Below are 23,110 nucleotides of genomic sequence, written 5' to 3'. Positions count from 1 at the left end.
TCATCGGTTCTTGGCGGTGAGCACGGCCCCGGCGGCCTCGACGGCCTCGTCCGCGGAGATCTCCAGCAGCCCGGGGCAGGGCTCGCGCCCGTGCGGGTCGCCGTGCCGCCCCGCCCACAGGACGCGGTGCTCGGCGCGGGCGGGCGGCCCCCACCGGCCGGGCGGCGTCGGGCCGAACAGCAGCACCGACGGCGTGCGGAAGGCGGTCGCGAGGTGCGCGACGCCGGTGTCGCCGCACACGACCAGCCGGGCCGCCGCGACGAGCGCGGCCAGCTCCGGGAGCGAGGTGCGGCCGGAGAGGTCGGCGGCGGCGTCCAGTCCGGCGAGGTCCGCGACGCGGCGCGCGAGGGACGTCTCGCCGGGGCCGCCCGTGACGACGACGCGCTCGCCCCGGCTCCGCAGCGCCGCCGCGACGGCCGCGAACCGCTCGGCGGGCCAGCGGCGCGCGGGGGACGCCGCGCCGGGATGGACGACGACCGCCCCCGGCGCGGGCGGTGCGGCCGCGGGCACGGGCAGGTCCAGGTCGCCGGGGTCCGCCGGGAACCCGCAGGACGCGACGAGCCGGCACCAGCGCGCCACCTCGTGCTCGCCGGGGTCCCATGCGGGTCCGCCGGAGTGCGGGGCGCCGGGGCAGGCGAAGGCGAGGAGCCGGTCCGGTGACAGCGCCGCGAGGAGCCGGTGGCTCTCCGGCCCGGAGCCGTGCAGGTTGACGGCCACGTCCACCGGCCCGGCGGCCGGCGGCGGGGCGTCCAGGCCGTCCGCCGGGAGGACGCCGTCGACCGCGCCCGTCGCCCGGGCCAGGGCGGCGAGCCCGGCCGGCGCGGCGAGCGCGATCCGGGCGTCCGGCATCCCGCGCCGCAGCGCCCGTAACGCCGGGACGGCGGTCAGCAGGTCCCCGAGCCCGAGCGCGCGCAGCACCAGGACGCGGCCCGCGGTCACGGCCACGAGGGTTCTCGCGAGGGGCAGACGACGAGTTCGCGCACCTCGCAGCCGCCGGGCTGGGCCAGCGCGAACGCGATGGTCGCCGCCACGTCCGCGGGCCGGTTCAGCTCGGCGTCCGAGCCCGGCTTGTACCGGTCGGGGCGGTCGTCGAAGAACGCGGTGTCCATCCCGCCGGGCACGACCATCGTGACCGCGACCTTCCCGGCCAGCTCCGCCGCGAGCGCGCGGGTGAACCCGACGACCCCGGACTTGGACGCGCAGTACGCCGTGGCGTCGCTCAGCGCGCGGAACCCGAGCGTCGACGCGACGGTCACGATCCGCCCGTGCGGCTCGTTCTCCAGGTAGGGGAGCGCGGCGCGGACGACGGCGGCGGTGCCGAGCAGGTTCACCTGGACGACCCGCTCCCAGTCCTCGGCGGGGACCTCGCACAGCGTCCCGCACGCGTCGATGCCGGCGGCGGTCACGACGGCGTCCAGCCCGCCGGCCGCGCGCGCCAGGCCGTGCACGGCGCGCTCCGCGCACCGCCGGTCGGCCAGGTCCGCCTGCATGTGCTCGAAGTCCTCCTTCGGCGGGTGCCGGTCGAGGACGAGCGGCCGCCCGCCGTCGTCGGCGACCTTCCGCGCGACGGCCGCGCCGAGTCCGGAGGAGCCACCGGTGATGAGGACCTTCATGAGGCGTTTCCCTTCGTGGTCGACAGCAGGCGCGTGGTGGAGCGCCCTTCCAGCAGCGGAAGCAGGACGATCTCGCCGTCGTGCGCCCGGACCGTCGCGGCCTCGGGCAGCGTGGTCCCGGCGTAGTCGGCGCCCTTCACCCACACGTCGGGGCGCAGCCGCTCCAGCAGCGGCGCCGGGGTGTCGTCGTCGAACACCACCGCGGCGTCGACGTCGCTGAGCGCCTCCAGCACCCGGACGCGGTCGGCGGCGGGCGTCACCGGGCGCGTCGGCCCCTTGCGCCGCCGGACGGACGCGTCCGAGTTCACGCACACGATCAGGCAGTCGCCGAGCCGCCGCGCCTGCTGGAGCAGGTTGACGTGCCCGGCGTGCAGCAGGTCGAAGCAGCCGCCGGTCGCCACCACCGTCCCGCCCGCGCGGCGGACCCGCTCGACGACGTCCCAGACGTCCTCGCCGCGCTCGGGCACGAGCCGGGCCGTGCCGGTCTCGGCGAGCTGCGCCGACAGGGCCGCGGCGGCCCCGGCGCGGACGAACTCCGACGCCTGCTGGACGCCCTCGGTGACGGCGGCGCTCAGCGCCGCGCCGTCGGCGAGCGCGCCGACGGCCCCGGCGGCGAAGCTGTCGCCCGCGCCGCACGAGTCGCCGCGGGCGGGCTTCGCGGGCGCGAGGAACGGCGCCTCGGACCCGTCGCACAGCAGCGCGCCCTCGGACCCGAGCGTGATCGCGACGCCCTCGATGCCCCAGGCGCGGCCGAGGTGGCGGCCGCGCCGCCCGGCGGCCGACAGCCCGAACCCGCTGATGTCGGCGCCGTCCGCGGCGGCCAGCCGGGCGGCCTCCTCCTCGTTCGGGGTGAGCAGCCGGACGCCGGGGACCGGCGGCTCGCCGCGCGGATGCGGGTCCCACACGACCGGCACGCCGCGGGGCAGCTCCCCGAGCAGGGAGCGGACGGCGCGGTGCCGGGTGACCCCGCGGCCGTAGTCGGAGACCAGCACGGCGCCGGCCCCCGCGATCGCGTCGGTGACGCGCGGACCGACGGGCCCGTCGAGGGCCCGCCCCTCCCCGGCGTCCAGGCGCGCCACCGACTGTCCTCCGGACCGGATGCGCAGCTTGCAGGGCGTGCCGCCGTGCAGGTGGAACGCCGCGACCTCCATGTGCTTCTCGAGCATCGCGCGGAGCCGCCGGCCCGGGTCGTCGTCGGCGAGCGCCGTGACGAGCACGACCTCCCGGCCCGCGGCCGCCGCCAGCAGCGCCGCGAGGCCCGCGCCGCCGGGGCGGGGCCGCTCCTCGGCCTGCTCGACGACGGGGACGGGCGCGTCCGGGCACAGCCGGCTGCTGCTGCCGACGATGTCGATGTCGAGCAGGACGTCGCCGACCACCACGAGCGGCTCAGGCATGGGGCACCCCCAGCGCTTCGTCGACCACTCCGCACAGCAGATGGATCGCCGCGAGGTGGATCTCCTGGACGGTCGAGGCGGTGGGGGCGTCCACGGTGATCGCGTCGCCGCACGCCTCGGCGAGCGGGTTCGGCCCCGGCCCGGTGACGGCCCAGGCCGACAGCCCGAGCCGCCGGGCGCGGTGCGCCGCCGCGATCACGTTGGGGCTGCGGCCGCTGGTCGACAGGCACACCAGCACGTCCCCGGGGCGGCCGTGCGCCTGTACCTGCCGCTCGAACACGGTGCCGGCACCGTAGTCGTTGCCGATCGCGGTGACCGAGGAGGTGTCGCCGTGCAGCGGGATCGCCGACAGCGGGCACCGCTCGCTCTCGAACCGGCCGACGAGCTCGGCGGTCAGGTGCTGCGCCTCGGCGGCGCTGCCGCCGTTGCCGCAGGCGAGCAGCCGCCCGCCGCCGCGCAGCACGCGGGCGAGCCGGCGGCCCCACGCCTCGATCGTCGGGACCTGGCCGCGGAACCGGAGCGCCGCCTCGGCGAGCGCCTCCAGCCGCCGGTCGTGGACGGTGGACGTCCGCGTCGGGGCGCCGGTCTGCGCGGTCACGCGGCCACCTCGCCCAGGGCGGCGGCGTGCTCGTAGACCTCGGTGGTGTCGGCGGCGACGCGCGTCCACGAGTAGCGCCGGCGGGCCCGGCCGACCGCGGCGTGGCCCATCGCGGCCCGCCGCGCCGGGTCGTCGAGCAGCGCCCGGATCGCGCCGGCCGCCGCCTCCGCGTCGCGCGGCGGGACGAGCGTCCCGGTGACGCCGTCCACGACCGTGTCGAGGTGGCCGCCGACGGCGCTCGCCACCACGGGCACGCCGCAGGCCATGGCCTCCACCGGCACCATGCCGAAGGGCTCGTACCAGGGGAGCGTGACGACGAGGCTCGCCGACCGCAGCAGCGGCGGCACCTCGTCGCGGCCGAGCCGGCCGAGGAACTCCACCCGCCCGGCGACGCCCGCGTCCCGCGCGACCCCGCGCAGCCGGCGCACCTCCGGGTCGCGGTCGAGGCCGCCGCGCGGCGGCCCGCCGGCGACGGCCAGCTCGGCGCCCGGCAGGCGCGCCAGCGTGCGGATGGCGGTGTCGACGCCCTTGCGCTCGACGAGCCGGGACAGCACGACGATCCGGTGCGGGCCCCCGGCGTCCGGCGGGGCGGCGCGGCCGCGGGCGGCGAACAGGCCGAGGTCGACCCCGCACGGCACCACCTGGAGGCGGTCGGGGTCGACGCCCATCGCCGTCAGCTCGCCGATCTCGTCGGAGCAGGTGGCGATGACGGTGTCGGCCGCGCGCCCGATCGCGCGCTCCAGCCGGACGCGCGAGGCGGGGCTCGTGTCCCTGCCGCCCTGGTGGCGGCGCTTGACGGCGCCGAGCGCGTGGTAGGTCTGCACGACCGGCACGCGGCGCGCCCCCGCCGCCTGCGCGGCCTGGATCGCGGCGAGGCCGCTCATCCAGAAGTGGGCGTGCACGACGTCGGGCGGGTCGGCGGCCCACCGCCGCTCCAGGTACGTCCCGAAGTCGTGCATCCAGGGCAGCAGGTCGTCCTTGGCGATGTGCTCGGGCGGGCCCGCCGGGACGTGCTCGACGGTCGCGCCGGGCGCGAGCCGCACCCGGCGCGGCAGGGCGGGCCCGTCCCGCCGCGTGTAGACGGTGACGGAGTGCCCCTGGCGGCCGAGTTCGGTGGCCAGTTCCGCGACGAACACGTTCTGCCCGCCGCCGTCCGCCCCGCCCAGCCCCTTCCCGCCCAGCCCCTTCCCGGCCGGTCCGCCCCGGGCGGCGAGGGGGCTGGCGTGCTCGGAGATCATGGCAATTCTCATCGCGTTACCTCCTGGAGAGTCCGCCGCCAGTCGCGCAGGAACCGCGGCAGCCCGTACCGCTCGACGGCGTGGGCCCGCGCCTCCTTGCCCATCTGGCGGGCACGCGGCGGGTCGGCGGCCAGGGTCCGCGCGGCGTCGGCCAGCGTGGCGACGCGCGTGGACAGCACCCCGGCCTCCGGCGGCACCGCTTCGACCGCCTCGGTGGTGGCGAGCGCCACCACGGGCAGGCCGAGCATCATGGCCTCGATCAGCGCGAGGCCGAGCGAGGTCCACCGGTAGGGGTGGACGTAGACGCGGCGGCGGGCGAGTTCGGCGTGCATCCTCGCCTGCGGCAGGTCCTCGAAGGTCCAGAGCGATTCGGGAGGGATGCCGAGGCGCCCGGGGGCCCCGGCGACGTTCATGCCGAACAGGTCGAGGGGGACGGCCGCGGCCAGCTCGGCGAGCAGGTCGGCGCCCGCGACGCGGCCCCGCCGGACCGGGTCGTTGATGACGACGCCCGCGCGCGGCATGTCGGCGGTGTACCGGTAGCCGGGGTCGACGACGCCGTGCTCGATGACCCTGGTCGGGGCGCGGCCGCAGTTCCAGAACAGCTGGTTGAAGTGGGTGACGTGCACGACCGGGATGTCGGAGCGGTCGTGCAGGAGGTGCCGGCTGTCGGGCACGACCTCCTCGGGGAGCCCCACGTCGGACGGGGTCCGGCGCGGCGTGTCGTGCTCGACGTAGACGGCGGGGACGTCCCGCCCGGGGCGGCGGCCGAGCCACTCCTCGGCCAGCCGCAGCTCGCGGGGGCGCTGCAGGACGACCACGTCGACGTCCTCGTCGCGGAGCCGCTCGGGAGCGACCTCGACGGCGCGGTCCGGCCAGGTGAAGGTGTCGGGCCGCCCCCTGCCGTCCGGCCCGCGGTCCGGGGTCGCGGGGACGAGCGTGGTCTGCGGTCCGTGGACGAACGACGTCGCCCACGAGCCGTGCACGTGCCACATGAGGACTCTCATCGGGTGGGGACCTCCTCCACCGTCGCCACGATCTCCACGGCGGCGGCGACCTCGTCGGCGCTGACGGACGCCAGGCAGGGGTGGCCGTCGACCGGGCATTCGCGGGCGCGGCTGTCCTTGCACGGCGCCTGCTGGTCGCCGAGCAGCGCCAGCGGGACGCCGAACGGCGCCCACCGGGCGGCGGGCACGGTCGGCGCGAACAGCGACACGACGGGCGTCCCCACGGCCGCCGCCAGATGCGCGGGACCGGTGTTGCCGGCGACGACCGCGGACGCGCTCGCCAGCACCGACGCGAGCTCCGGCAGGGACGTGCGCCCGCCGAGGTCGAGACCGTCCTCGCCCGCGACGAGCGCGGTCAGCTCCTTCTCGTCCCCGTGGCCGGTGACGACCACCCGGCGCCCGGCCGACCGCAGCAGCCGGACCGCCTCGGCGCAGCGCTGCGGCGGCCAGGCGCGCGCGGGCACGGACGTGCCGGGGTGGACCACCACGTAGCCGGGTCCGCCGGTGAGGTGGTCGGTGTCGGGCAGCGGCCCGCGGACGCGCAGCCGTGTGTCGGCCGGGGACGGGAACCCGGCGTCCTCCGCCAGCGCGAGCATCCGCAGCGGCTCGGGGACGTCGGTGTCGGGCCGGTGCCGCAGGTCGAGCAGCGACCCGGGGTAGTCCTCGCAGATGCCGCCGATCCACGGCGTCCCGGCGAGGCGCAGCAGCAGCGCCAGCGGCAGCGGCGACTGGTGGAACGAGGTCAGGACGAGCGCCCGGTCGAAGCCGCGCAGCTCGCGGACGAGCCGGTCGATCGCGGCCTGCTCGACGGGGACGCGGTCGGGGTCGATCCAGGGCGCGCGCCACTCGATGACGCGGTCGACGCCCGGCAGCATGTCGGCGGCGGCGCGGCCGCGCGGCCCGCACAGCAGCACCACCTCGTCGGCGCGTGCGGCGACCGCCCGCACGGCGGGGCCGGCGAGCAGCACGTCGCCGAGGTTGTCCTGGCGTGCGAGGAGGACCCTCATCGGCGCCGCCTCCCGCCGAGGACGAGATCGACGGCGGCGTCCAGCGTCGGCGCCGTCTCCACCGCCCGCGCGATCTCCGCCGGCCGGGTCCGCCCGGTCGGGACGAGGATGCCGCGCGCGCCGGCCGCCGCGGCGGCCTCGATGTCGCGGCCGATGTCGCCGATGACGGCGCAGTCGGACGGCAGCACGCCGAGCCGCTCGGCGGCCCGCTCGATCATGCCGGGCTCCGGCTTGCGGCACTTGCAGCCGTCGCCGTCGTCGTGCGGGCAGAACTCCCACACGTCGACCCGGCCGAGCAGCTCCTCGACGCGGGCGTTGACGCGCCGCACGTCCGCGGCGCCGATGCGGCCCTTGGCGACCCCGGACTGGTTGGACACGACGCCGATCCGGACGCCGTGCCGCCGCAGCCGGTCGAGGGCGCGGCGCGCGCCCGGCATCGGCTCGACCCGCGCCGGGTCGCCGTTGTACGGGACGTCCCTGATGAGGGTGTCGTCGCGGTCGAACAGCACGACCCGCGGCCCGCCCCAGCCCCGCGCCCGCCGGTGCGCGGCCAGCCCCCGGAGCCGGTGCCAGATCGCGGCGGGCGGGATGACGGCGCTGGTGACCAGCATCTTCGTCAGCTCGCCCGGTCTCTTCGGGCCGGGCCGGATCCGCTCGTAGGCGAACCGCGCGGTGAGCGCCGCCCAGGCGCCCGCGGCGAACGCGGCGGCGGTCCGGCTCCGCGGCGCGGCCGCGAGCGCGAGGAGCCCGGCGGCGGTCGTGGCGGCGTGCCGGCGGAGCAGCCCGCGGCCCTCGCCGGCGCGGGCGCGCCAGGCGGGCCCGTGCACGCGCCACATGAGGACGTCGTCGGCGTTCCCGGCCTGCGCGCGCACCGACGCCCAGAACCCGGCGGGCCGGACGGGGTGCGCGAGCCGCCGGTCGCCGAGGACGAGGCCGTGCCCGGCGTCCAGGGCGCGCAGCGCCAGGTCCGCGTCCTCGCGGTAGGCGCGGCGGAAGCGCTCGTCGAAGCCGCCCAGCTCGGCGAGGACGCCGCGCCGGTAGGCCATGTCGGCGGTGATCCAGTCGGCGTTCGCGAGCCCGGCCGTGCCCCGCTCCCAGTCGGTCGGCCGCCGGTCGGCGGGCAGCGGGACGCCGACCCGGCCCTGCGATCCGCCGACCGAGGGCGGCAGGTCCGCCAGGTCGGCGGCGAGCCGCGCGGGCCAGCCGGGCTCGGGCTCGACGTCGTCGTCGAGGAACGCCACCCATTCGGTCGCGGCGGCGCGCCAGCCCATGTTCCGCGCGGCGGCGGGACCGCGCCCGCCGGACCGGATCACCCGGATCTCCGGCCCGGCCGACGGCGGCAGCGGCAGCGGCGCGCCGGGCGCGGGGCGGTCGTCCACGACGATGATCTCGTGCGGCCCGGGGCCGGGGGCGCCGTCCAGCCCGGCGAGCAGCGCGTGCAGCGTGACGCGCAGGCTCTCCCGGCCGACGGTGGGGACGACGACGGTGTAGCTCATCAAGCGCGCACCTCCCGGCGGCGCACCGTGAACGGCCCGATGGCGAGCAGGTCGACCGGCGCGGAGCCGAAGCACTCCAGCGCGTCGCGCGGGTCGTCGGCCATCGGGCGGCCGGCGGTGTTCAGGCTGGTGTTGACGAGGACGGGCAGGCCGGTCCGGCGGCGGAACTCCGCCAGCAGGCGCGCCACGAGCGGCTCGCCGTCCGCCGCGACCGTCTGGACGCGGGCGGTGCCGTCCACGTGCACGACCGCCGGTATGCGCTCCCGCCATCCGGGCCGGACGCGGTGGACGAACAGCATGTACGGGCTCGGCAGCGGGCCTTCGAAGATCTCGGGGGCGTGCTCCAGCGCGACCATCGGCGCGATCGGCCGGAACTGCTCGCGGCCCTTCACGTCGTTGAGCCGCTCCACGTTCCCGGCGTGGCCGGGGTGGGCGAGCAGGGAGCGGTGCCCGAGCGCGCGCGGGCCGAACTCCGAGCGGCCTTGGAACCAGGCCACGATCTCGTTGCGGGCCAGCGCCTCGGCGACGGCGGCGGCCAGGTCGTCCGGCCGCTCGTAGGGGATCCTGGCGGTGTCGAGCCGTTCGGCGATCTCCCGGTCGTCCCACCGCCGGCCGAGGTCCGCGCCGGGCATGCCGGTGAGCGGGTCGCCGCCGTCCTGCGCGACGTGCAGCGCGGCGCCGAGCGCCGTGCCGGCGTCGCCCGCCGCGGGCTGCACCCAGATGTCGTCGTAGGGTCCGGTCTCGGCCAGCCGGGAGTTGGCGACGCAGTTGAGGGCGACGCCGCCCGCGAGCATCAGCCGGCGGGATCCGGTCTCGCCGTGCAGCCAGGCCGCGAGGTCCAGCAGCACCTCCTCCAGCCGGGCCTGGACGCTGGCGGCGAGGTCGGCGTGGTCGCGGGTCCACTCGGCGTCCGCCCGGCGGGCCTTCGCGAGCGAGCCCCAGTCGATCCCGGCGACCGCGAAACCGCCGTCGCCGGTCGCGCGCACGTGCTCGCGCAGCTCGTCCAGGAAGCGCGGCTCGCCGTAGGACGCGAGCGCCATGACCTTGTACTCGTCGCTGGAGCGGAGGAAGCCGAGGTGCTCGGTGAGGTCCTCGTACATCAGCCCGAGCGAGTGGGGGAGGCGCTGGGCGTGCAGCGTCGTGAGGACGCCGCCCTCGTACGTCCCGGCCAGGTGCGAGTGCGACTCGCCCCGGCCGTCCAGGACCAGGACGTCGCCGTCGCCGGGGCCGGGCGCGGCGAGCGCGGCGGACGCGGCGTGCGCCACATGGTGCGGGACGTACCGGACGATCCCCGGGTCGAGCCCGGGCAGCGCCGTCGCGAGGAAGTTCGGGGCGCGCCGCGCGTACAGGGTGCGCAGCCGCTCCCACTGGGGGTCGTGCCCGCGGAGACCGGGCTCGACGAGGGAGGGGTCGTAGGAGTAGGCGACGGCGTCGAGGTCGCCGGGCTCCAGCCCGGCCTCGCGCAGGCACCAGCGGGCGGCCTGCTCCGGCAGTTCCCAGCCGGCGAACGGGACCGGCCGCTTGCCGTGCTTGCGGCGGCTGAAGCGCTCCTCTTCGGCGGCCGCGACGACCCTGCCGTCCGCGACGAGCGCGGCGGCCGGGTCGTGAAAGATCGCATTGATTCCGAGCACGCGCATGTGAGCCCCGTTTCGGCGCAACGGTCGTCGGTGGTGTGCCGATGGCTTCGTCGCAGGCATCGGCTCTTGGCGGACTCGCCAGGGGAGTGAATCCCCTATAGGTGATTCGACATTGCCGATAACGGGGGACCTAAACGCTCAAGTCGGGAAAGGCGCTGGTTAGGCGAAGTGCCAGGTAGAAGGGCTTGCGCGCACATAGAGGGCGAGTCGCCGGGTACTGGCGGATCCATGCGCTTCACCGTCGTCGTCATCACCCGGGACCGGCGGCAGTCCCTCCTCGCGACGCTCGCGCACGTGCGGAGACTGGCCGAGCGGCCGCCGGTCGTCGTGGTGGACAACGCCTCGCGGGACGGCACCGCCGACGCGGTCGCGGCGCGCTTCCCCGAGGTCGCCCTCATCCGGTCGCCGGGCAATCTCGGCGCCGTCGGCCGCAACCTGGCGGTCGACCACGTCCGCACCCCCTACGTCGCGTTCTGCGACGACGACACCTGGTGGGACCCGGACGCGCCGTCCCGCGCCGCCGACCTGCTCGACGCGCACCCGCGGCTGGCGGTCGTCACCGGGCGGATCCTGGTGGAGCCCGGCGGGCGCGAGGACCCGATCGTCCCCGAGCTGCGGCACTCGCCCGTCCCCGGCCCGCCGTGGCTGCCGGGCCCCGCGCTCGGCTCGTTCCTGGCCGGGGCCTCGATGGTGCGGGCGGAGGCGTTCCGCGCGGCCGGCGGGTTCTCCTCGCGGCTGTGGCTCGGCGGCGAGGAGGAGCTGCTCAGCGCCGACCTCATGGCGCTCGGCTGGCACCTCTGCTACGCCGAGGACGCCGTCGTGCACCACGAGCCGTCCCGGCTCCGCGAGCCGCACCTGCGGCGCCGCCACGGCATCCGCAACACGCTGTGGTTCACCTGGCTGCGCCGCCCGCTCCCGGTCGCGGTGCGCCGCACCGCCGGGCTGCTGCGCACGCTGCCGCGCGACCGCGTCACCGCCGGCGCGCTCGCCGAGGCCGCCGCCGGCCTCGGCTGGGTGGCCCGCGAGCGGCGCACGCTGCCGCCCGACGTCGAGGACCGGCTGCGCAGCCTGGAGACGGCCCAGCGGGAGTCCACGGCCCGCCGCTACGTGAGCTGAGGAGAGCCCATGCCCGACGCGCCGGCGCCCGACGTGACGATCGTGGTGGCGACCCGCGACCGCGCGGCCGAGCTGCGCCGCAGCCTCGGCCACCACACGGCCCCGGTCGTCGTGGCCGACAACGCCTCCGCCGACGGCACCGCCGACGTCGCCGCGGCGGCCGGCGCCACCGTGCTGCGGCTGCCCCGCAACCGGGGCGCCGCCGCCCGCAACGCCGGCGCCGCCCGCGCCGGCACCCGCTACATCGCGTTCGCCGACGACGACTCCTGGTGGGCGCCCGGCTCGCTGGAACGGGCCGCGGGGATCCTCGACGCCCACCCGCGCACGGCGCTGCTCGCCGCCCGCGTCCTCGTCGGCGAGGAGGAGCGGCTCGAACCGGTCTCCGCGCAGATGGCCGCCGCACCGCTCGGCCGGCCCGCGGGGCTCCCCGGACCGGCCGTCCTCGGCTTCCTCGCCTGCTCGGCCGTCGTGCGCCGGGACGCGTTCCTGGACGCCGGCGGGTTCTCCGACGTACTGCACTTCGCGGGCGAGGAGGAACTGCTCGCCCTCGACCTCGCCGCCGCCGGGTGGGGCCTCGCCTACGTGCCGGAGCTCGTCGTGCACCACCACCCGTCCAGGACGGGCCGCGACCCGGCCGCGCGCCGCCGCCGGGAGGTCCGCAACCAGCTGCTCACCGCGTGGCTGCGGCGCCCGCTCCCGGCGGTCGCCCGGACGGCGGCGTCCGCGCTGACCAGCCGGGACGGACGCGCCGGCCTCGCCGCCGCGGTCCGCGCCCTGCCCGCCGTCGCCGGCGCCCGGCGGCCCGTCCCGCCCGCCGTCGAGGCGGCCCGCGCCAGCCTCAGCGGCTACTGACCTCCGCGCCGCCGTCCTGGGGTCGGGCCGGGGACGGCGTCCGGCCGCGGGCGAGGAACAGCGCGCACAGGGCGCCGACCAGGGTCGCGGCGGCGAGCGCCCAACCGGTCCCGTACTCGGCGTGCCGGGTGGAGCCGCCGGCCTCGGCCAGGCCGAGGAACAGCGTGCCGACGGTGGCGATGCCGATCACCTGGGCCAGCTGCGTCAGCGTGAGCAGCAGCCCGCTGGCGTCGGCGGCGTCCTCGGCGGCGACGTGCCGCAGCGCGACCGTCATGATGATCGGCATCACGCCGAGGCCGAACCCGATGACCACCGTGAGCGCCGCGTAGGCCGCGCCGCCGCCGGCGAGGGGGCCGACGCACAGGTAGCCGGCCGCCGCGACCGCGAACCCGGCCGGGACCGCCGGGCGGTGCAGGCGGGCGGGCAGCCGCTGCCAGTTCAGGCCGACCAGCGCGAACGCCAGCACGCACGGGACGAACGCGAGCCCGGACTCCAGCGGCGACATCCGCAGGTCGCCCTGGAGGTGCAGGGTGGTGGTGAACAGGAATGACGCCCAGCTGCCCGGGCCGAACACGATCGCGACGCAGGCGGGCACGAGCAGCGGCGCGCGCAGCACCCGCGCCGGGATGAGCGGCCGCCCGCCGGCGGCGGCGACGCGGCGCTCCACAGCGACGAACGCGGCGAGGAACGCGGCGCTCGCGGCCAGCGACGCCCAGCCCCACAGCGGCCAGCCGAGCTCGTGCCCCATGATCAGCGGGACGACGAACAGCAGCACCGCGGCCGCGAGGGTCAGCAGCCCCGGCGTGTCCAGCCGCCCGCGCAGGCCCCCCGCGCCGGACGGCCGCTCGTCCCGGGGCAGGACGCGCGGCCCGGCGAGCAGCAGCGCGATCCCGATGGGCACGTTGACGAGGAACACCGTCCGCCAGCCGGTGCCGAACAGGTCGGCGCTGACCAGCAGGCCCCCGGCCGCCTGCCCGACGACGACCCCGCCCGCGATCACGGCCGAGTACAGGCTGAGCGCGCGGGCCCGTGCGGCGCCGCTGAAGTCCCGCTGGATCATCGACATGACCTGCGGCGTCAGCAGCGCGGCGGCGGCGCCCTGCAGGAGGCGGAACGCCACCAGCGCGCCGGTGGACGGCGCCAGCCCGCACGCCAGCGACGCCACCGTGAACCCGGCGAGGCCGAGGTGGAACATGCGGCGGTGCCCGGCGAGGGCGCCGAGCCGCGCGCCGGTGATCAGGAGGACGGCGTAGGAGACGATGTAGCCGGCCACGACGAGCTGCAGCCCCGCTCCCGTGGCGTGCAGGTCCGTGCGCATCGTGGGGAGCGCGACGTTGACGATGCTCGTGTCGAGGATGCCCATGAACTGGCCGAGCAGGATGACCGCGAGCGAAAGGCGGCCGGACCCGTTCCGCGACTCCCGTTCGGGAACAATCCCGCGCAGATCGGTTGTCTGTGTCATGTGAGCAAGCGTGCGCCGACGCCGGTACCCGTAACGAGAGCCTGTCGATACGGGTACTGACAGCACCTGGAAGGCGCCGCCGTCCGGCGGCAGGCTGGGGGACGTGACGATGAGCACCGCGGAGACGACCACCGGCAGGGCCCCGGCGCGGGCCGGCCGCGGAGCGGGCCCGCGCCGCCGCCGCGAGCTCGCCGCGTTCCTGCGCAGCCGGCGGGAGCGGATCACGCCCGAGGACGTCGGCATGGCGCCGGGCCTGCGGCGCCGCACGCCGGGACTGCGCCGCGAGGAGGTCGCGCAGCTCGCCGGGGTCGGCGTGACCTGGTACACGTGGCTGGAGCAGGGCCGCCCGATCAACGCGAGCACGCAGGTGCTGGACGCGGTGGCGCGCACGCTGCGGCTGGACGGCGCCGAGCACGAGCACCTGTACCGGCTCGCCGACGTGCCCGACGCGACGGTGGACGAGGAGGCCGGCGCCCTGCCCGAGGACGTCCAGGCGGTCCTGGACGCGCTCGTGCCCGTGCCCGCGTCCGTGGCCAACGGCCGGTCCGACATCCTCGCCTGGAACGCCGCCTACGCGGCGATCTTCCCCGCCGTCGAGAACGTGCGGCAGTGCGAGCGGAACTCGATGTGGATGGCGTTCACGCTGCCGCCGTGCTGCAACCCGGTCGCGAACCTGGCGGAGACGGCGCCCGGCCTCGTCGCGGCGTTCCGGCACCGCTACAGCCGGCATCTGGACGAGCCGGGCTGGAAGGACATCGTCCGGCGGCTGCAGGCGGTCAGCCCGGAGTTCGCGCGGCTGTGGGCGTCCCACGACGTCGCGCTGGCCGGATCGAGCACCAAGGTGTTCCGGCACCACGCCGCCGGGGAGATCCGCACCCGCACCCTGCACCTCGACGTCAGCGCCTCGCCGGGCGCGCGGCTGGTCGCCTACACCCCGACCGACGAGGAGAGCCGGGAGCGGATCGGCTGGCTCCTCGCGCACCCCGAGGCCGCCGCCGCGGACCACCGCCACTGACGGTCAGTTCCGGGCGCGCCTCGCGATCACGACCAGGTCGGCCGCCGCGATGACGGCGACGGCCGCGCAGATGGCGGCCGCCGCCCACGACCCGTCGCCCTGCGCGCCCACCGCGAACACGATCGCGGCGGCGACCGCGATGACCAGCGCGACCGCGGACAGGATCGCCCGCAGCCGCAGCGGGCTGCGCGCGTTCAGCGGCTCGCTGCCGCGCGGCTGCTCGTGCGGGTAGGGCCCGCGGGCGCCGGGCCCGTGCCAATCGGGCCCGTACGGCTCGGAGTCGGGCCGTCCGGAGTCGGGCCGTTCGGAGTCGGGCCGTTCGGAGTCGGGCCGTTCGGGGTCGCCCACGGGATCACCTCGCGAACGTGCCGACGAGCGTCCCGGCCGCCACGATCCTCTCCTGGAGGGCGTCGCGGAGGTCCTCCGCGGTGAAGCCGTCGCGGAGCCCGGACGGCTCCGACAGGCCGTAGAGCCGGAAGAAGTACCGGTGCGGGCCGTCGCCCGCCGGCGGCTTCGGCCCGCCGTACCCCTCGGCGCCGTAGTCGTTGCGGCCGGCGGCGGCCTCCGCCGGACGCTCCCCGGTGTCCAGCCCCGTGGTCGCCGGGTCGATGCCGGCGAGCAGCCAGTGCGCGAACGTTCCGGTGGGCGCGTCCGGGTCCTCGCAGGCCAGCGCCAGCTCCACCACCTCCTCGGGGGCCGGCGACCACTCCAGCGGGGGCGAGAGGTCCCCGCTGTCGTGCGAGTACTCCGACGGCATCAGCGTGTGGTCGGCGAAGGCGGCACTCCGCAGCGTCATCTCCTCCATGCGCTGGTCGTGCCCGGTCACGGCCCGTCGATGCACACCCGGTCAGCCCGCGCTGGAGGCCGCCCAGATGTTGACGCCCGCGTCGACGGCGTCGCGGTCGATCGCGGCGAGCTCGTCGGCGGTGAAGTCGAGCCGGTCCAGGGCGGCGAGGTTCTCCTCCAGCTGGCGGACGCTGCTCGCGCCGATCAGGGCGGAGGTGACCCGGCCGTCCCGCAGCGACCAGGCCAGCGCGAGCTGGGCGAGCGACTGCCCGCGGCCCCGCGCGATCTCGTCGAGCGTCCGGACGTGCCGCAGGTTCTCCTCGGTGAGCAGGCTTGAGGCGAACGACGTGCCCTTGCTGGCCCGCGACCCCTCGGGGACGCCGTCGAGGTACTTGCCGGTCAGCATCCCCTGTGCGAGCGGCGAGAACGCGATGCAGCCGACGCCCTCCGCGCCGAGCGTGTCGAGCAGCCCGCCCTCGATCCAGCGGTTGAGCATCGAGTAGGACGGCTGGTGGATGAGCAGCGGCGTCCCCATCTCCCGCAGGATCGCCGCGGCCTCGGCCGTCCGCTCGGGGGAGTACGACGAGATCCCCGCGTACAGGGCCTTCCCGGACCGGACGGCCCGGTCCAGCGCCCCCATCGTCTCCTCCAGCGGCGTCTCCGGGTCGAACCGGTGGCTGTAGAAGATGTCGACGTAGTCGACGCCCATCCGCCGCAGCGACTGGTCGAGGCTGGAGAGCAGGTACTTGCGCGACCCCCACTCGCCGTACGGGCCGGGCCACATGTCGTACCCGGCCTTCGTCGAGATGACGATCTCGTCCCGGTACGGCGCGAGGTCCTCGCGCAGGACCCGGCCGAAGTTGACCTCCGCGGACCCGTACGGCGGCCCGTAGTTGTTGGCCAGGTCGAAGTGCGTGACCCCGAGGTCGAAGGCGCGCCGCAGGATCGCCCGCTGGTCGTCCAGCGGGCGGTCGTCGCCGAAGTTGTGCCACAGCCCCAGCGAGATCGCCGGGAGCAGCAGCCCGCTGCGCCCGCACCGCCGGTAGGGAGTCCGCTCGTACCGTCCGCCGTCCGCCACATAAGTCATGGTCACGAGTATTTCAGGCCCGGCCGGGGCTCGATCCGCTCACTCCGGCGGGAGGGCGTGCTTGAGGACCTTGCCGGCCGGGTTGCGGGGGAGGGCGTCCAGGAAGACCACGTCGCGCGGGACCTTGTGGCGGGCGAGGTTCGCCGCGACGTGCCGCTTCACGTCGTCCGCGGTGAGGCCGCGCGCCACCACGTGGGCGCGGAGGCGCTGGCCGAACTCCTCGTCCGGGACGCCGGTGACGGCGGCCTCCTCGACGGCGGGATGGGCGGCGAGCAGGTCCTCGACCTCGGCCGGGTGGACGTTCTCGCCGCCGGACACGATCATGTCGTCGGCGCGGCCGTCGACGTGGAGGCGGCCGGCGGCGTCGAGACGGCCGAGGTCGCCGACCGCCATCAGGCCGCCGGCCTCGTCCCCGCCCCCGCCGCCGGTGTAGCCGCCGAACCGCGCCGGGGTGTCGGCGAAGATCCGCCCGACGGCGCCCGGCGGGACGGGGCGGTCGTCGTCGCCGAGGACCGCGACCCGCGTCCCGGCGGGCGGGCGGCCGACGCAGCCGGGCGCGGCGGCCAGCTCGTCCGGGGTGGCGATCGTGATGCAGGACGCCTCGGTCGAGCCGTAGAAGTTGTAGAGGGTCGGGCCGAAGGCGGCGAGGGCGCGGCCGCCGAGCCCGGCGTCCAGCCGCGCGCCGCCCGTCATGACCACCGTGAGCCGGGACAGGTCGCGGTCCGCGAGGCCGGGCGAGGCCAGGACGCGGCCGAGCATCACCGGGACGGCGATGAAGGACGTGCAGCGGTGCCGCTCCAGGTCGTCCAGTACCCGCTCGGCGTCGAAGCGGCGGCGCAGGACGAGCGTCGACCCGAGGCCCAGGGCGAGGAGCGCCGCGGTGAGGCCGAGGCCGTGGAACAGGGGCGGGCCGACGAACATCGCCTCGCCGCCGCGGAACGGCACCTTCGACAGGATGCCGCCCGGCAGCGCGAGGGAGCGCGGCTGCGCGCGGGGCGCGCCCTTCGGCCGTCCCGACGTGCCGCTGGTGAGGATCACCATGGAGCCGTGCCGGGACGGGGCGGGCGGCGGCGCGCCGTCCGCCCCGGCGATGAGGCCGTCCATGTCCGACTCGCTGAACCGGGGCAGGTCGAGGCCGCCGGCGACGGGGGCGAACTCGTCGTCGTGCAGCAGGACGGTGACGCCTTCGCGCCGCACGGCGTCGCGGAGCTGCGGCGCGGCGAAGTCGGTGTTCAGGAACAGGACGGACGCGCCCGTCTTCGCGGCGCCCGACATCGCCTCCAGCAGGCCGCGGTGGTTGCGGCACAGGATCCCGACCGTCCCGCCGGGGCCGACGCCCCGCGCGCGCAGGGCGTTGGCGAGGGCGTTGCAGCGCCGGTCCAGTTCGCCGAACGTGAGGCTCCCGCGGTCGTCGACGAGCCCGGTGCGGCCGGGGAAGCGGTGCGCGGGCACGGCCGTGGCCGCGCCGAGCGGTCCGTAGGCGCGCATGGCCCGCGCGGCGGCGGCGAGGGCGCGCGGCGGCATCGGGCCGATCATCCCGGCGCGGGCGGCGGCGCGCAGCGCGGTCAGCTCGGCGGTGACGCGGGTGCGGAGGAGCATGCCGGAAGCGTAGTGAGTTCCGCCGAGTCACCCCACACCACCCAGGAGTGCACAAACGGATCGGCTCCCGGCTGTCATCTCTGCGACGCGTGAACGGGGCCCGAAGGTGGCAAGAAGATTCAGAAGCTATGGGCGAGGAGGTCCCGGTGGTCGTGCTGCGCAGTTATGTGTCGGGTTCATGGCGTGCTCCGGAGGACGAGGGCGTGCCGCTGCACGACGCCGTCACGGGGGAGGAGGTCGCCCGGATCTCGTCGGCGGGGGTCGACATGGGCGCCGCGCTGGAGTACGGGCGGACGACCGGCGGCCCGGTGCTGCGGGAGCTGACGTTCCACCAGCGCGCGGCGCTGCTGAAGGCGCTCGCCTCCCATTTGGGGGAGCACCGCGAGGAGCTGTACGCCCTGTCGGCCCGGACGGGCGCGACGCTCGGCGACGCGAAGTTCGACGTGGACGGCGGCATCGGCGTCCTGTTCGGCTATGCGGGCAAGGGGAAGCGGGAGCTGCCGAACGACCGGGTGCTGATCGAGGGGGAGGTGGAGCCCCTCGGCAGGGGCGGGTCGTTCGTCGGGCAGCACCTGTGCACGCCGTCGCGGGGCGTCGCGGTGCAGATCAACGCGTTCAACTTCCCGGTGTGGGGACCCCTGGAGAAGCTCGCGCCCGCCTTCCTCGCCGGGGTGCCGAGCCTGATCAAGCCGGCGAGCCAGACCGCCTACCTGACCGCCCGGCTGGTCGAGCTGATCGTCGAGTCGGGCATCCTGCCCGAGGGCACGGTGCAGATGGTCTGCGGCGAGCCGCGCGACCTGCTCGACCACCTGACCGAGCAGGACGTCGTCGGCTTCACCGGCTCGGCGTCCACGGCCCGGCTGCTGCGCACCCACCCCGCGATCGTCGGCAACGCGGTGCGGTTCAACGCCGAGGCCGACTCGCTGAACTGCTCGATCCTCGGGCCGGACGCCGTGCCCGGCACGAGGGAGTTCGACCTCTACGTCGGGCAGCTGGTCGCGGAGATGACCGTGAAGGCGGGGCAGAAGTGCACCGCGATCCGGCGCGCCCTCGTGCCGGCCGCGCTCATCGACGAGGTGGCCGAGGCCGCCCGGGAACGGCTGTCGGGGGTCACGGTAGGGAACCCGGCCGACCCGGACGTGCGGATGGGCGCCCTCGCCACCCTCGACCAGCGGGAGGAGGTGCGGCGCTCGCTGCAGGCGCTCATGGACGCGGGCCGCGCCGTCTTCGGCGACCCCGAGCGCGTCGACGTCGTCGGCGCGGACGCCCGGCGCGGCGCGTTCCTCTCGCCGGTGCTGCTGCGCGCCGACGACGCCTCCCGCGCCGAGCCGCACGAGGTGGAGGCGTTCGGGCCGGTCAGCACCCTGCTCCCGTACGAGGGCGCGGCGGAGGCCGTCGAGCTGGCCGCGCGGGGCCGCGGCAGCCTCGCCGGGTCGGTGGTGACCGGCGACCCCGGCTTCGCCCGCGAGATCGTCCTCGGCGCCGCGCCCTGGCACGGCCGCCTGCTCGTGCTGAACGCCGAGGACGCCCGGGAGTCCACCGGGCACGGGTCGCCGCTTCCGCCGCTCGTCCACGGCGGCCCCGGCCGCGCCGGCGGCGGCGAGGAGCTGGGCGGGATCCGCGGGGTCGTGCACTACATGCGGCGCACCGCCGTCCAGTCCGGGCCCGCGATGCTCACCTCGATCACCGGCCGCTGGGTCCCCGGCACCGACCGGACCGTCACCGACGAGCACCCCTTCCGCAAGTACCTGGAGGACCTGTGCGTCGGCGACACCGCCGTGGGAGGCCCGCGCACGGTCACCCTCGACGACGTCGAGCATTTCGCGGAGTTCACCGGCGACACCTTCTACGCGCACATGGACGAGGAGGCCGCGAAGGCGAACCCGTTCTTCGGCGGCCGGGTCGCGCACGGATACCTCGTCGTGTCGTTCGCGGCGGGCCTGTTCGTGTCGCCCGAGCCCGGCCCCGTCCTCGCCAACTACGGATTGGAGCGACTGCGGTTCCTCACGCCCGTCAAGCCGGGCGACGAGCTGACCGTCACTCTCACCGCCAAGCAGATCAGCCCGCGCGAGGGGACCGGCTACGGCGAGGTCCGCTGGGACACCGACGTCACCAACCAGGAGGGCGCCTCGGTCGCCAAGTACGACGTGCTGACGCTGGTGGCCAAACGGCCGAGGCACGACTGACCGTCGAGGGACGGCGCCTGCGGGCTGCCGCCGTTCGAGCGCCGGGCGCCGCCGAGGACCGAGGAGAGCACGGTCGCGGCGTCGCCGGGCCGCCGCGCCCGAGCCGAGATCGCGCAGCGCGCGGCCCGCTCACCGCCGGCCGAGCCTCCGGGCCGGCGTTGAGCGATCCTTGGCCAACGCCCGACCGGTTCGCGCCCTCGCGGGGCTTGGCGGCGGCGCCCTCCGCGTCCGATGCTCGACGCATGGCCGAACCCGCCGACGCCCACTTCCTGGAGGCGGCCGCCTCGCTGACGCCGTCGGGCCCGCCCCCACCGCCGGGCCCGCTGACCGGTGAGCGCTGCCTGGAACTGTTCGACGCCCAGCTCGGCAGCCGGCACCTCGACCTCGCCGCCCGGCGGCTCCGGTCGCGGGGCCGCGGCTTCTACACGATCGGGTCGTCCGGGCACGAGGGCAACGCGGCGGTCGCCGCCGCGCTCCGCCCGGACGATCCCGCGCTGCTCCACTACCGCTCGGGCGCGTTCTTCCTGGAGCGCGCACGCCAGGTCCCCGGCCAGACCCCGCTCCGGGACGTCCTCCTCGGCCTGGTCGCCGCCGCGGAGGAGCCCTGCGCGGGCGGACGCCACAAGGTGTTCGGCAGCCGTCCGCTGAACGTCGTCCCGCAGACGTCGACGATCGCCTCGCACCTCCCGCGCGCGCTCGGCGCGGCCTTCGCGGTCGAACGCGCGGCCCGCCTCGGCGTCGGGACGCCGTGGCCGCGGGACGCCGTGGTCGTGTGCAGCTTCGGGGACGCGTCCGCCGACCACTCCACCGCCGCGGGCGCCGTCAACGCGGCCGCCAACTGCGCGTTCCAGGGCCTGCCGCTCCCGCTGCTGCTCGTCTGCGAGGACAACGGCATCGGCATCAGCGTCCGCACCCCGCCCGGCTGGATCCGCGCCGCCTACGGCTCGCGTCCCGGCCTCGCCTACTTCCCCGCGGACGGCTGCGACCTCGCCGACGCCTACGCCGCCTCGGCGCGGGCCGCCGCGTGGGTCCGCGAGCGCCGCCGGCCCGCGTTCCTGCACCTGCGCACCGTCCGCCTGATGGGCCACGCGGGCTCCGACGTCGAATCGTCCTACCGGACCCCGGCCGAGCTGGCGGCCGACCTCGGCCGCGACCCCCTCCTCCGGACCGCGCGCCTGCTCGTCGACCGGGGCGCGGCGACGGCCGGCGACATCGTCGCCCGCTACGAGGCCAAGCGCGCCGAGGTCGCGGCCCTGGCCGAGGAGATCGCGGACGCCCCCCGCCTCTCGTCCGCCGCCGAGGTCATGGCGCCGCTGCGGCACGGCGCCCCGCGGGACGCGGTCCGCGCGGCCGGCGCCGTCGCGCGGCGCGGGGGAGCCGGCGGCGAGCCGGTGACGGTGGCGCAGGCGATCAACCGGACGCTCGGCGAACTGCTGGACGAGCACCCCGGAATGCTCGTCTTCGGGGAGGACGTGGCCCGCAAGGGCGGCGTGTACGGGGTCACGCGCGGCCTCCTGAAGAGGGCCGGGGCCGCGCGGGTGTTCGACACGATCCTGGACGAGCAGTCGATCCTCGGCCTCGCGCTCGGGTCCGGCCTCGCCGGGATGCTGCCGGTGCCGGAGATCCAGTACCTCGCGTACCTGCACAACGCGGCCGACCAGCTCCGCGGGGAGGCGGCGACGCTTCCGTTCTTCTCGTCGGGCCGGTACCGCAACCCGATGGTCGTGCGCATCCCCGGCTACGCCCACCAGGAGGGCTTCGGCGGCCACTTCCACAACGACAACGCGGTGGCCGCGCTCCGCGACATCCCGGGGATCGTCATCGCCTCGCCGTCCCGCCCCGACGACGCCGCCGGGACGCTGCGGGCGTGCGCGGACGCCGCCGCGGCGGACGGGCGCGTGTGCGTGGTGCTGGAGCCCATCGCGCTCTACCACGCCCGCGACCTGCACGAGGACGGCGACGGCGGATGGCTCGCCCCCGCCGGGGGAGCGGTGCCGATCGGGCGGGCCCGCACCTACGGGGACGGGCGTGACCTCACCGTCGTCACGTTCGCCAACGGCCTGCGGATGAGCCTGCGGGCCGCGCGCCGCCTCGCGGCCCGCGGCGTCCGGTGCCGGGTGCTCGACCTGCGCTGGCTCGCGCCGCTGCCCCTCGGCGACCTGCTCCGCGAGGCGCGCGCGACCGGCGCCGTCCTGGTGGCGGACGAGACGCGGCGCACGGGCGGCGTGTCCGAAGGCGTCCTCGCGGCGCTCGCCGACGCCGGCTACCGGGGGCGCGCGGCCAGGGTCGCGAGCGAGGACAGCTTCATCCCGCTGGGCGACGCCGCCCGCCACGTCCTCCTCTCCGAGAAGGCCATCGAGGACGCGGCGGAGGACCTGGTCGGATCGCCTCGATGACGGGGTCGCCGCCGAGGCGGACGGCCTTGACCCGGCCTGACGGCCGCCGAGGCGGGCGAGCATGCGATCTCATGTAGTGATCGGTAAGAGCCGCTTGCCCTTCTCCCCTCGACAGGGCCGCTGCGGGCTCGCGAAGATCGCTGCATGGCCGGTCTCCTGCTGCTCTCCGCGTCCGACGTCCGCGCGGTCTTCGACCTCCCGGCGGCGATCGCCTCGCAGCGGGCCGCGTTCGGCGCGCTCGGCCGCAAGGAGGCGCGGCTCGCGCCGCGGCTGCTGCTGGACGGCCCCGGCGGCGACGTCGCGTTCTGCTACGTCTCCCGGCTGCCCGGCACCGGCGCCGTCGCCAAGTTCGGCAGCGTGAACCCCGGCAACGCGGCGCGCGGGCTGCCGACCGTCGCCGCGCTCGTGACCGTCCAGGACGCCGCCAGCGGGCGGCCCATCGCGATCATCGAGGGCGAGGCGGTCACGACGCTGCGCACGTCGGCGGCGAGCGCGGTGGCCGCCGACCATCTCGCGGCGCCGGACGCGTCCCGCCTCGCGGTCGTCGGGTGCGGCGTCCAGGGGCGCGCGCACGTCCCGGCGATGGCGGCGGTCCGCCCCATCGGGCGGGTGGCCGGCCGCGGC

General features: G+C 76.8%; 19 protein-coding genes and 1 pseudogene. 6 read left to right on the top strand and 14 right to left on the bottom strand.

Features of this window, described 5'->3' with window-relative positions; translation table 11 throughout:
* Genes ACA511_RS30315 through ACA511_RS30275 form a run of 9 tightly spaced genes read right to left on the bottom strand, consistent with a single transcriptional unit; the run spans position 1 to position 9,987 of the window.
* Positions 1–939 (bottom strand): glycosyltransferase family 9 protein, encoded by a 939-nt coding sequence (locus ACA511_RS30315; RefSeq protein WP_375028063.1) that lies wholly within the window; start codon positions 937–939, stop codon positions 1–3.
* Complete coding sequence (locus ACA511_RS30310) at positions 936–1,613, bottom strand: SDR family oxidoreductase (protein ID WP_375028062.1); 678 nt, start codon at positions 1,611–1,613, stop codon at positions 936–938. Before ACA511_RS30310 ends, ACA511_RS30315 begins: the two co-directional genes overlap by 4 nt.
* A complete protein-coding gene (locus tag ACA511_RS30305) occupies positions 1,610–3,007 on the bottom strand; it encodes a PfkB family carbohydrate kinase (RefSeq protein WP_375028061.1) in 1,398 nt (465 codons plus the stop codon). Before ACA511_RS30305 ends, ACA511_RS30310 begins: the two co-directional genes overlap by 4 nt.
* Positions 3,000–3,551: an SIS domain-containing protein gene (locus ACA511_RS30300; protein WP_375028088.1), complete on the bottom strand. Its 552-nt coding sequence runs from the start codon at positions 3,549–3,551 to the stop codon at positions 3,000–3,002. Before ACA511_RS30300 ends, ACA511_RS30305 begins: the two co-directional genes overlap by 8 nt.
* Positions 3,552–3,601: 50 nt before the next feature.
* Positions 3,602–4,855: a glycosyltransferase gene (locus ACA511_RS30295; protein WP_375028060.1), complete on the bottom strand. Its 1,254-nt coding sequence runs from the start codon at positions 4,853–4,855 to the stop codon at positions 3,602–3,604.
* Complete coding sequence (locus tag ACA511_RS30290) at positions 4,852–5,847, bottom strand: glycosyltransferase (protein WP_375028058.1); 996 nt, start codon at positions 5,845–5,847, stop codon at positions 4,852–4,854. Before ACA511_RS30290 ends, ACA511_RS30295 begins: the two co-directional genes overlap by 4 nt.
* Positions 5,844–6,854, bottom strand: coding sequence for a glycosyltransferase family 9 protein (locus ACA511_RS30285; protein ID WP_375028057.1), 1,011 nt, complete (start codon positions 6,852–6,854; stop codon positions 5,844–5,846). Before ACA511_RS30285 ends, ACA511_RS30290 begins: the two co-directional genes overlap by 4 nt.
* Positions 6,851–8,350, bottom strand: coding sequence for an HAD-IIIA family hydrolase (locus tag ACA511_RS30280; RefSeq protein WP_375028056.1), 1,500 nt, complete (start codon positions 8,348–8,350; stop codon positions 6,851–6,853). Before ACA511_RS30280 ends, ACA511_RS30285 begins: the two co-directional genes overlap by 4 nt.
* On the bottom strand, positions 8,350–9,987 hold the full coding sequence (locus ACA511_RS30275) for a carbamoyltransferase (protein ID WP_375028055.1): 1,638 nt from the start codon (positions 9,985–9,987) through the stop codon (positions 8,350–8,352). Before ACA511_RS30275 ends, ACA511_RS30280 begins: the two co-directional genes overlap by 1 nt.
* 228 nt (positions 9,988–10,215) lie before the next feature.
* On the opposite strand from ACA511_RS30275, the gene ACA511_RS30270 reads away from it, so the two are divergent.
* Entirely contained in the window at positions 10,216–11,103 is an 888-nt protein-coding gene (locus ACA511_RS30270) for a glycosyltransferase family 2 protein (protein ID WP_375028054.1), read from the top strand.
* A gap of 9 nt (positions 11,104–11,112) precedes the next feature.
* Positions 11,113–11,955 carry a glycosyltransferase family 2 protein gene (locus tag ACA511_RS30265; protein WP_375028053.1) on the top strand — a complete coding sequence of 281 codons (843 nt, stop codon included), beginning with the start codon at positions 11,113–11,115 and terminating at the stop codon, positions 11,953–11,955.
* Here ACA511_RS30265 and ACA511_RS30260 read toward each other — a convergent pair.
* Complete coding sequence (locus ACA511_RS30260; RefSeq protein WP_375028052.1) at positions 11,942–13,417, bottom strand: MFS transporter; 1,476 nt, start codon at positions 13,415–13,417, stop codon at positions 11,942–11,944. The two genes, ACA511_RS30265 and ACA511_RS30260, sit on opposite strands and share 14 nt — an antisense overlap.
* Positions 13,418–13,526: 109 nt before the next feature.
* Here ACA511_RS30260 and ACA511_RS30255 point away from each other — a divergent pair, with 109 nt between their 5' ends.
* Positions 13,527–14,432 carry a helix-turn-helix transcriptional regulator gene (locus ACA511_RS30255; RefSeq protein WP_375028087.1) on the top strand — a complete coding sequence of 302 codons (906 nt, stop codon included), beginning with the start codon at positions 13,527–13,529 and terminating at the stop codon, positions 14,430–14,432.
* A gap of 3 nt (positions 14,433–14,435) precedes the next feature.
* Here the strand turns inward: ACA511_RS30255 and ACA511_RS30250 are convergent, their stop codons facing one another.
* From ACA511_RS30250 to ACA511_RS30235, 4 genes are read right to left on the bottom strand one after another with little or no spacing between them, the layout of a single operon-like run.
* Positions 14,436–14,780: a DUF6343 family protein gene (locus ACA511_RS30250; RefSeq protein ID WP_375028051.1), complete on the bottom strand. Its 345-nt coding sequence runs from the start codon at positions 14,778–14,780 to the stop codon at positions 14,436–14,438.
* Between the two features lie 4 nt (positions 14,781–14,784).
* On the bottom strand, positions 14,785–15,258 hold the full coding sequence (locus ACA511_RS30245; protein WP_375028050.1) for a YbhB/YbcL family Raf kinase inhibitor-like protein: 474 nt from the start codon (positions 15,256–15,258) through the stop codon (positions 14,785–14,787).
* A 21-nt stretch (positions 15,259–15,279) separates the two neighbouring features.
* A complete protein-coding gene (gene mgrA, locus ACA511_RS30240) occupies positions 15,280–16,305 on the bottom strand; it encodes an L-glyceraldehyde 3-phosphate reductase (protein ID WP_375028049.1) in 1,026 nt (341 codons plus the stop codon).
* A 39-nt stretch (positions 16,306–16,344) separates the two neighbouring features.
* The gene (locus tag ACA511_RS30235) at positions 16,345–17,904 is read right to left on the bottom strand and encodes an AMP-binding protein (RefSeq protein WP_375028048.1); all 1,560 of its coding nucleotides are present in this window, start codon (positions 17,902–17,904) and stop codon (positions 16,345–16,347) included.
* Positions 17,905–18,032: 128 nt separating this feature from the next.
* Between ACA511_RS30235 and paaZ the strand changes: the two genes are divergently transcribed.
* The 3 genes and pseudogenes from paaZ to ACA511_RS30220 form a co-directional block, all read left to right on the top strand.
* Positions 18,033–20,090, top strand: a complete 2,058-nt coding sequence (gene paaZ, locus ACA511_RS30230) for a phenylacetic acid degradation bifunctional protein PaaZ (RefSeq protein ID WP_375028047.1) — start codon at positions 18,033–18,035, stop codon at positions 20,088–20,090.
* Positions 20,091–20,332: 242 nt separating this feature from the next.
* Positions 20,333–22,486, top strand: a complete 2,154-nt coding sequence (locus ACA511_RS30225; protein ID WP_375028046.1) for a thiamine pyrophosphate-dependent enzyme — start codon at positions 20,333–20,335, stop codon at positions 22,484–22,486.
* A gap of 144 nt (positions 22,487–22,630) precedes the next feature.
* A pseudogene (locus ACA511_RS30220) lies at positions 22,631–23,041 on the top strand (hypothetical protein); the annotation flags it as partial.
* Positions 23,042–23,110: the final 69 nt, after the last annotated feature.

The sequence above is a fragment of the Actinomadura sp. GTD37 genome (genome assembly GCF_041951365.1).
Classification (GTDB): domain Bacteria; phylum Actinomycetota; class Actinomycetes; order Streptosporangiales; family Streptosporangiaceae; genus Spirillospora.
Note: the sequence above shows the minus strand (reverse complement) of the source record. Positions and strands in the feature narration are given on the sequence as shown.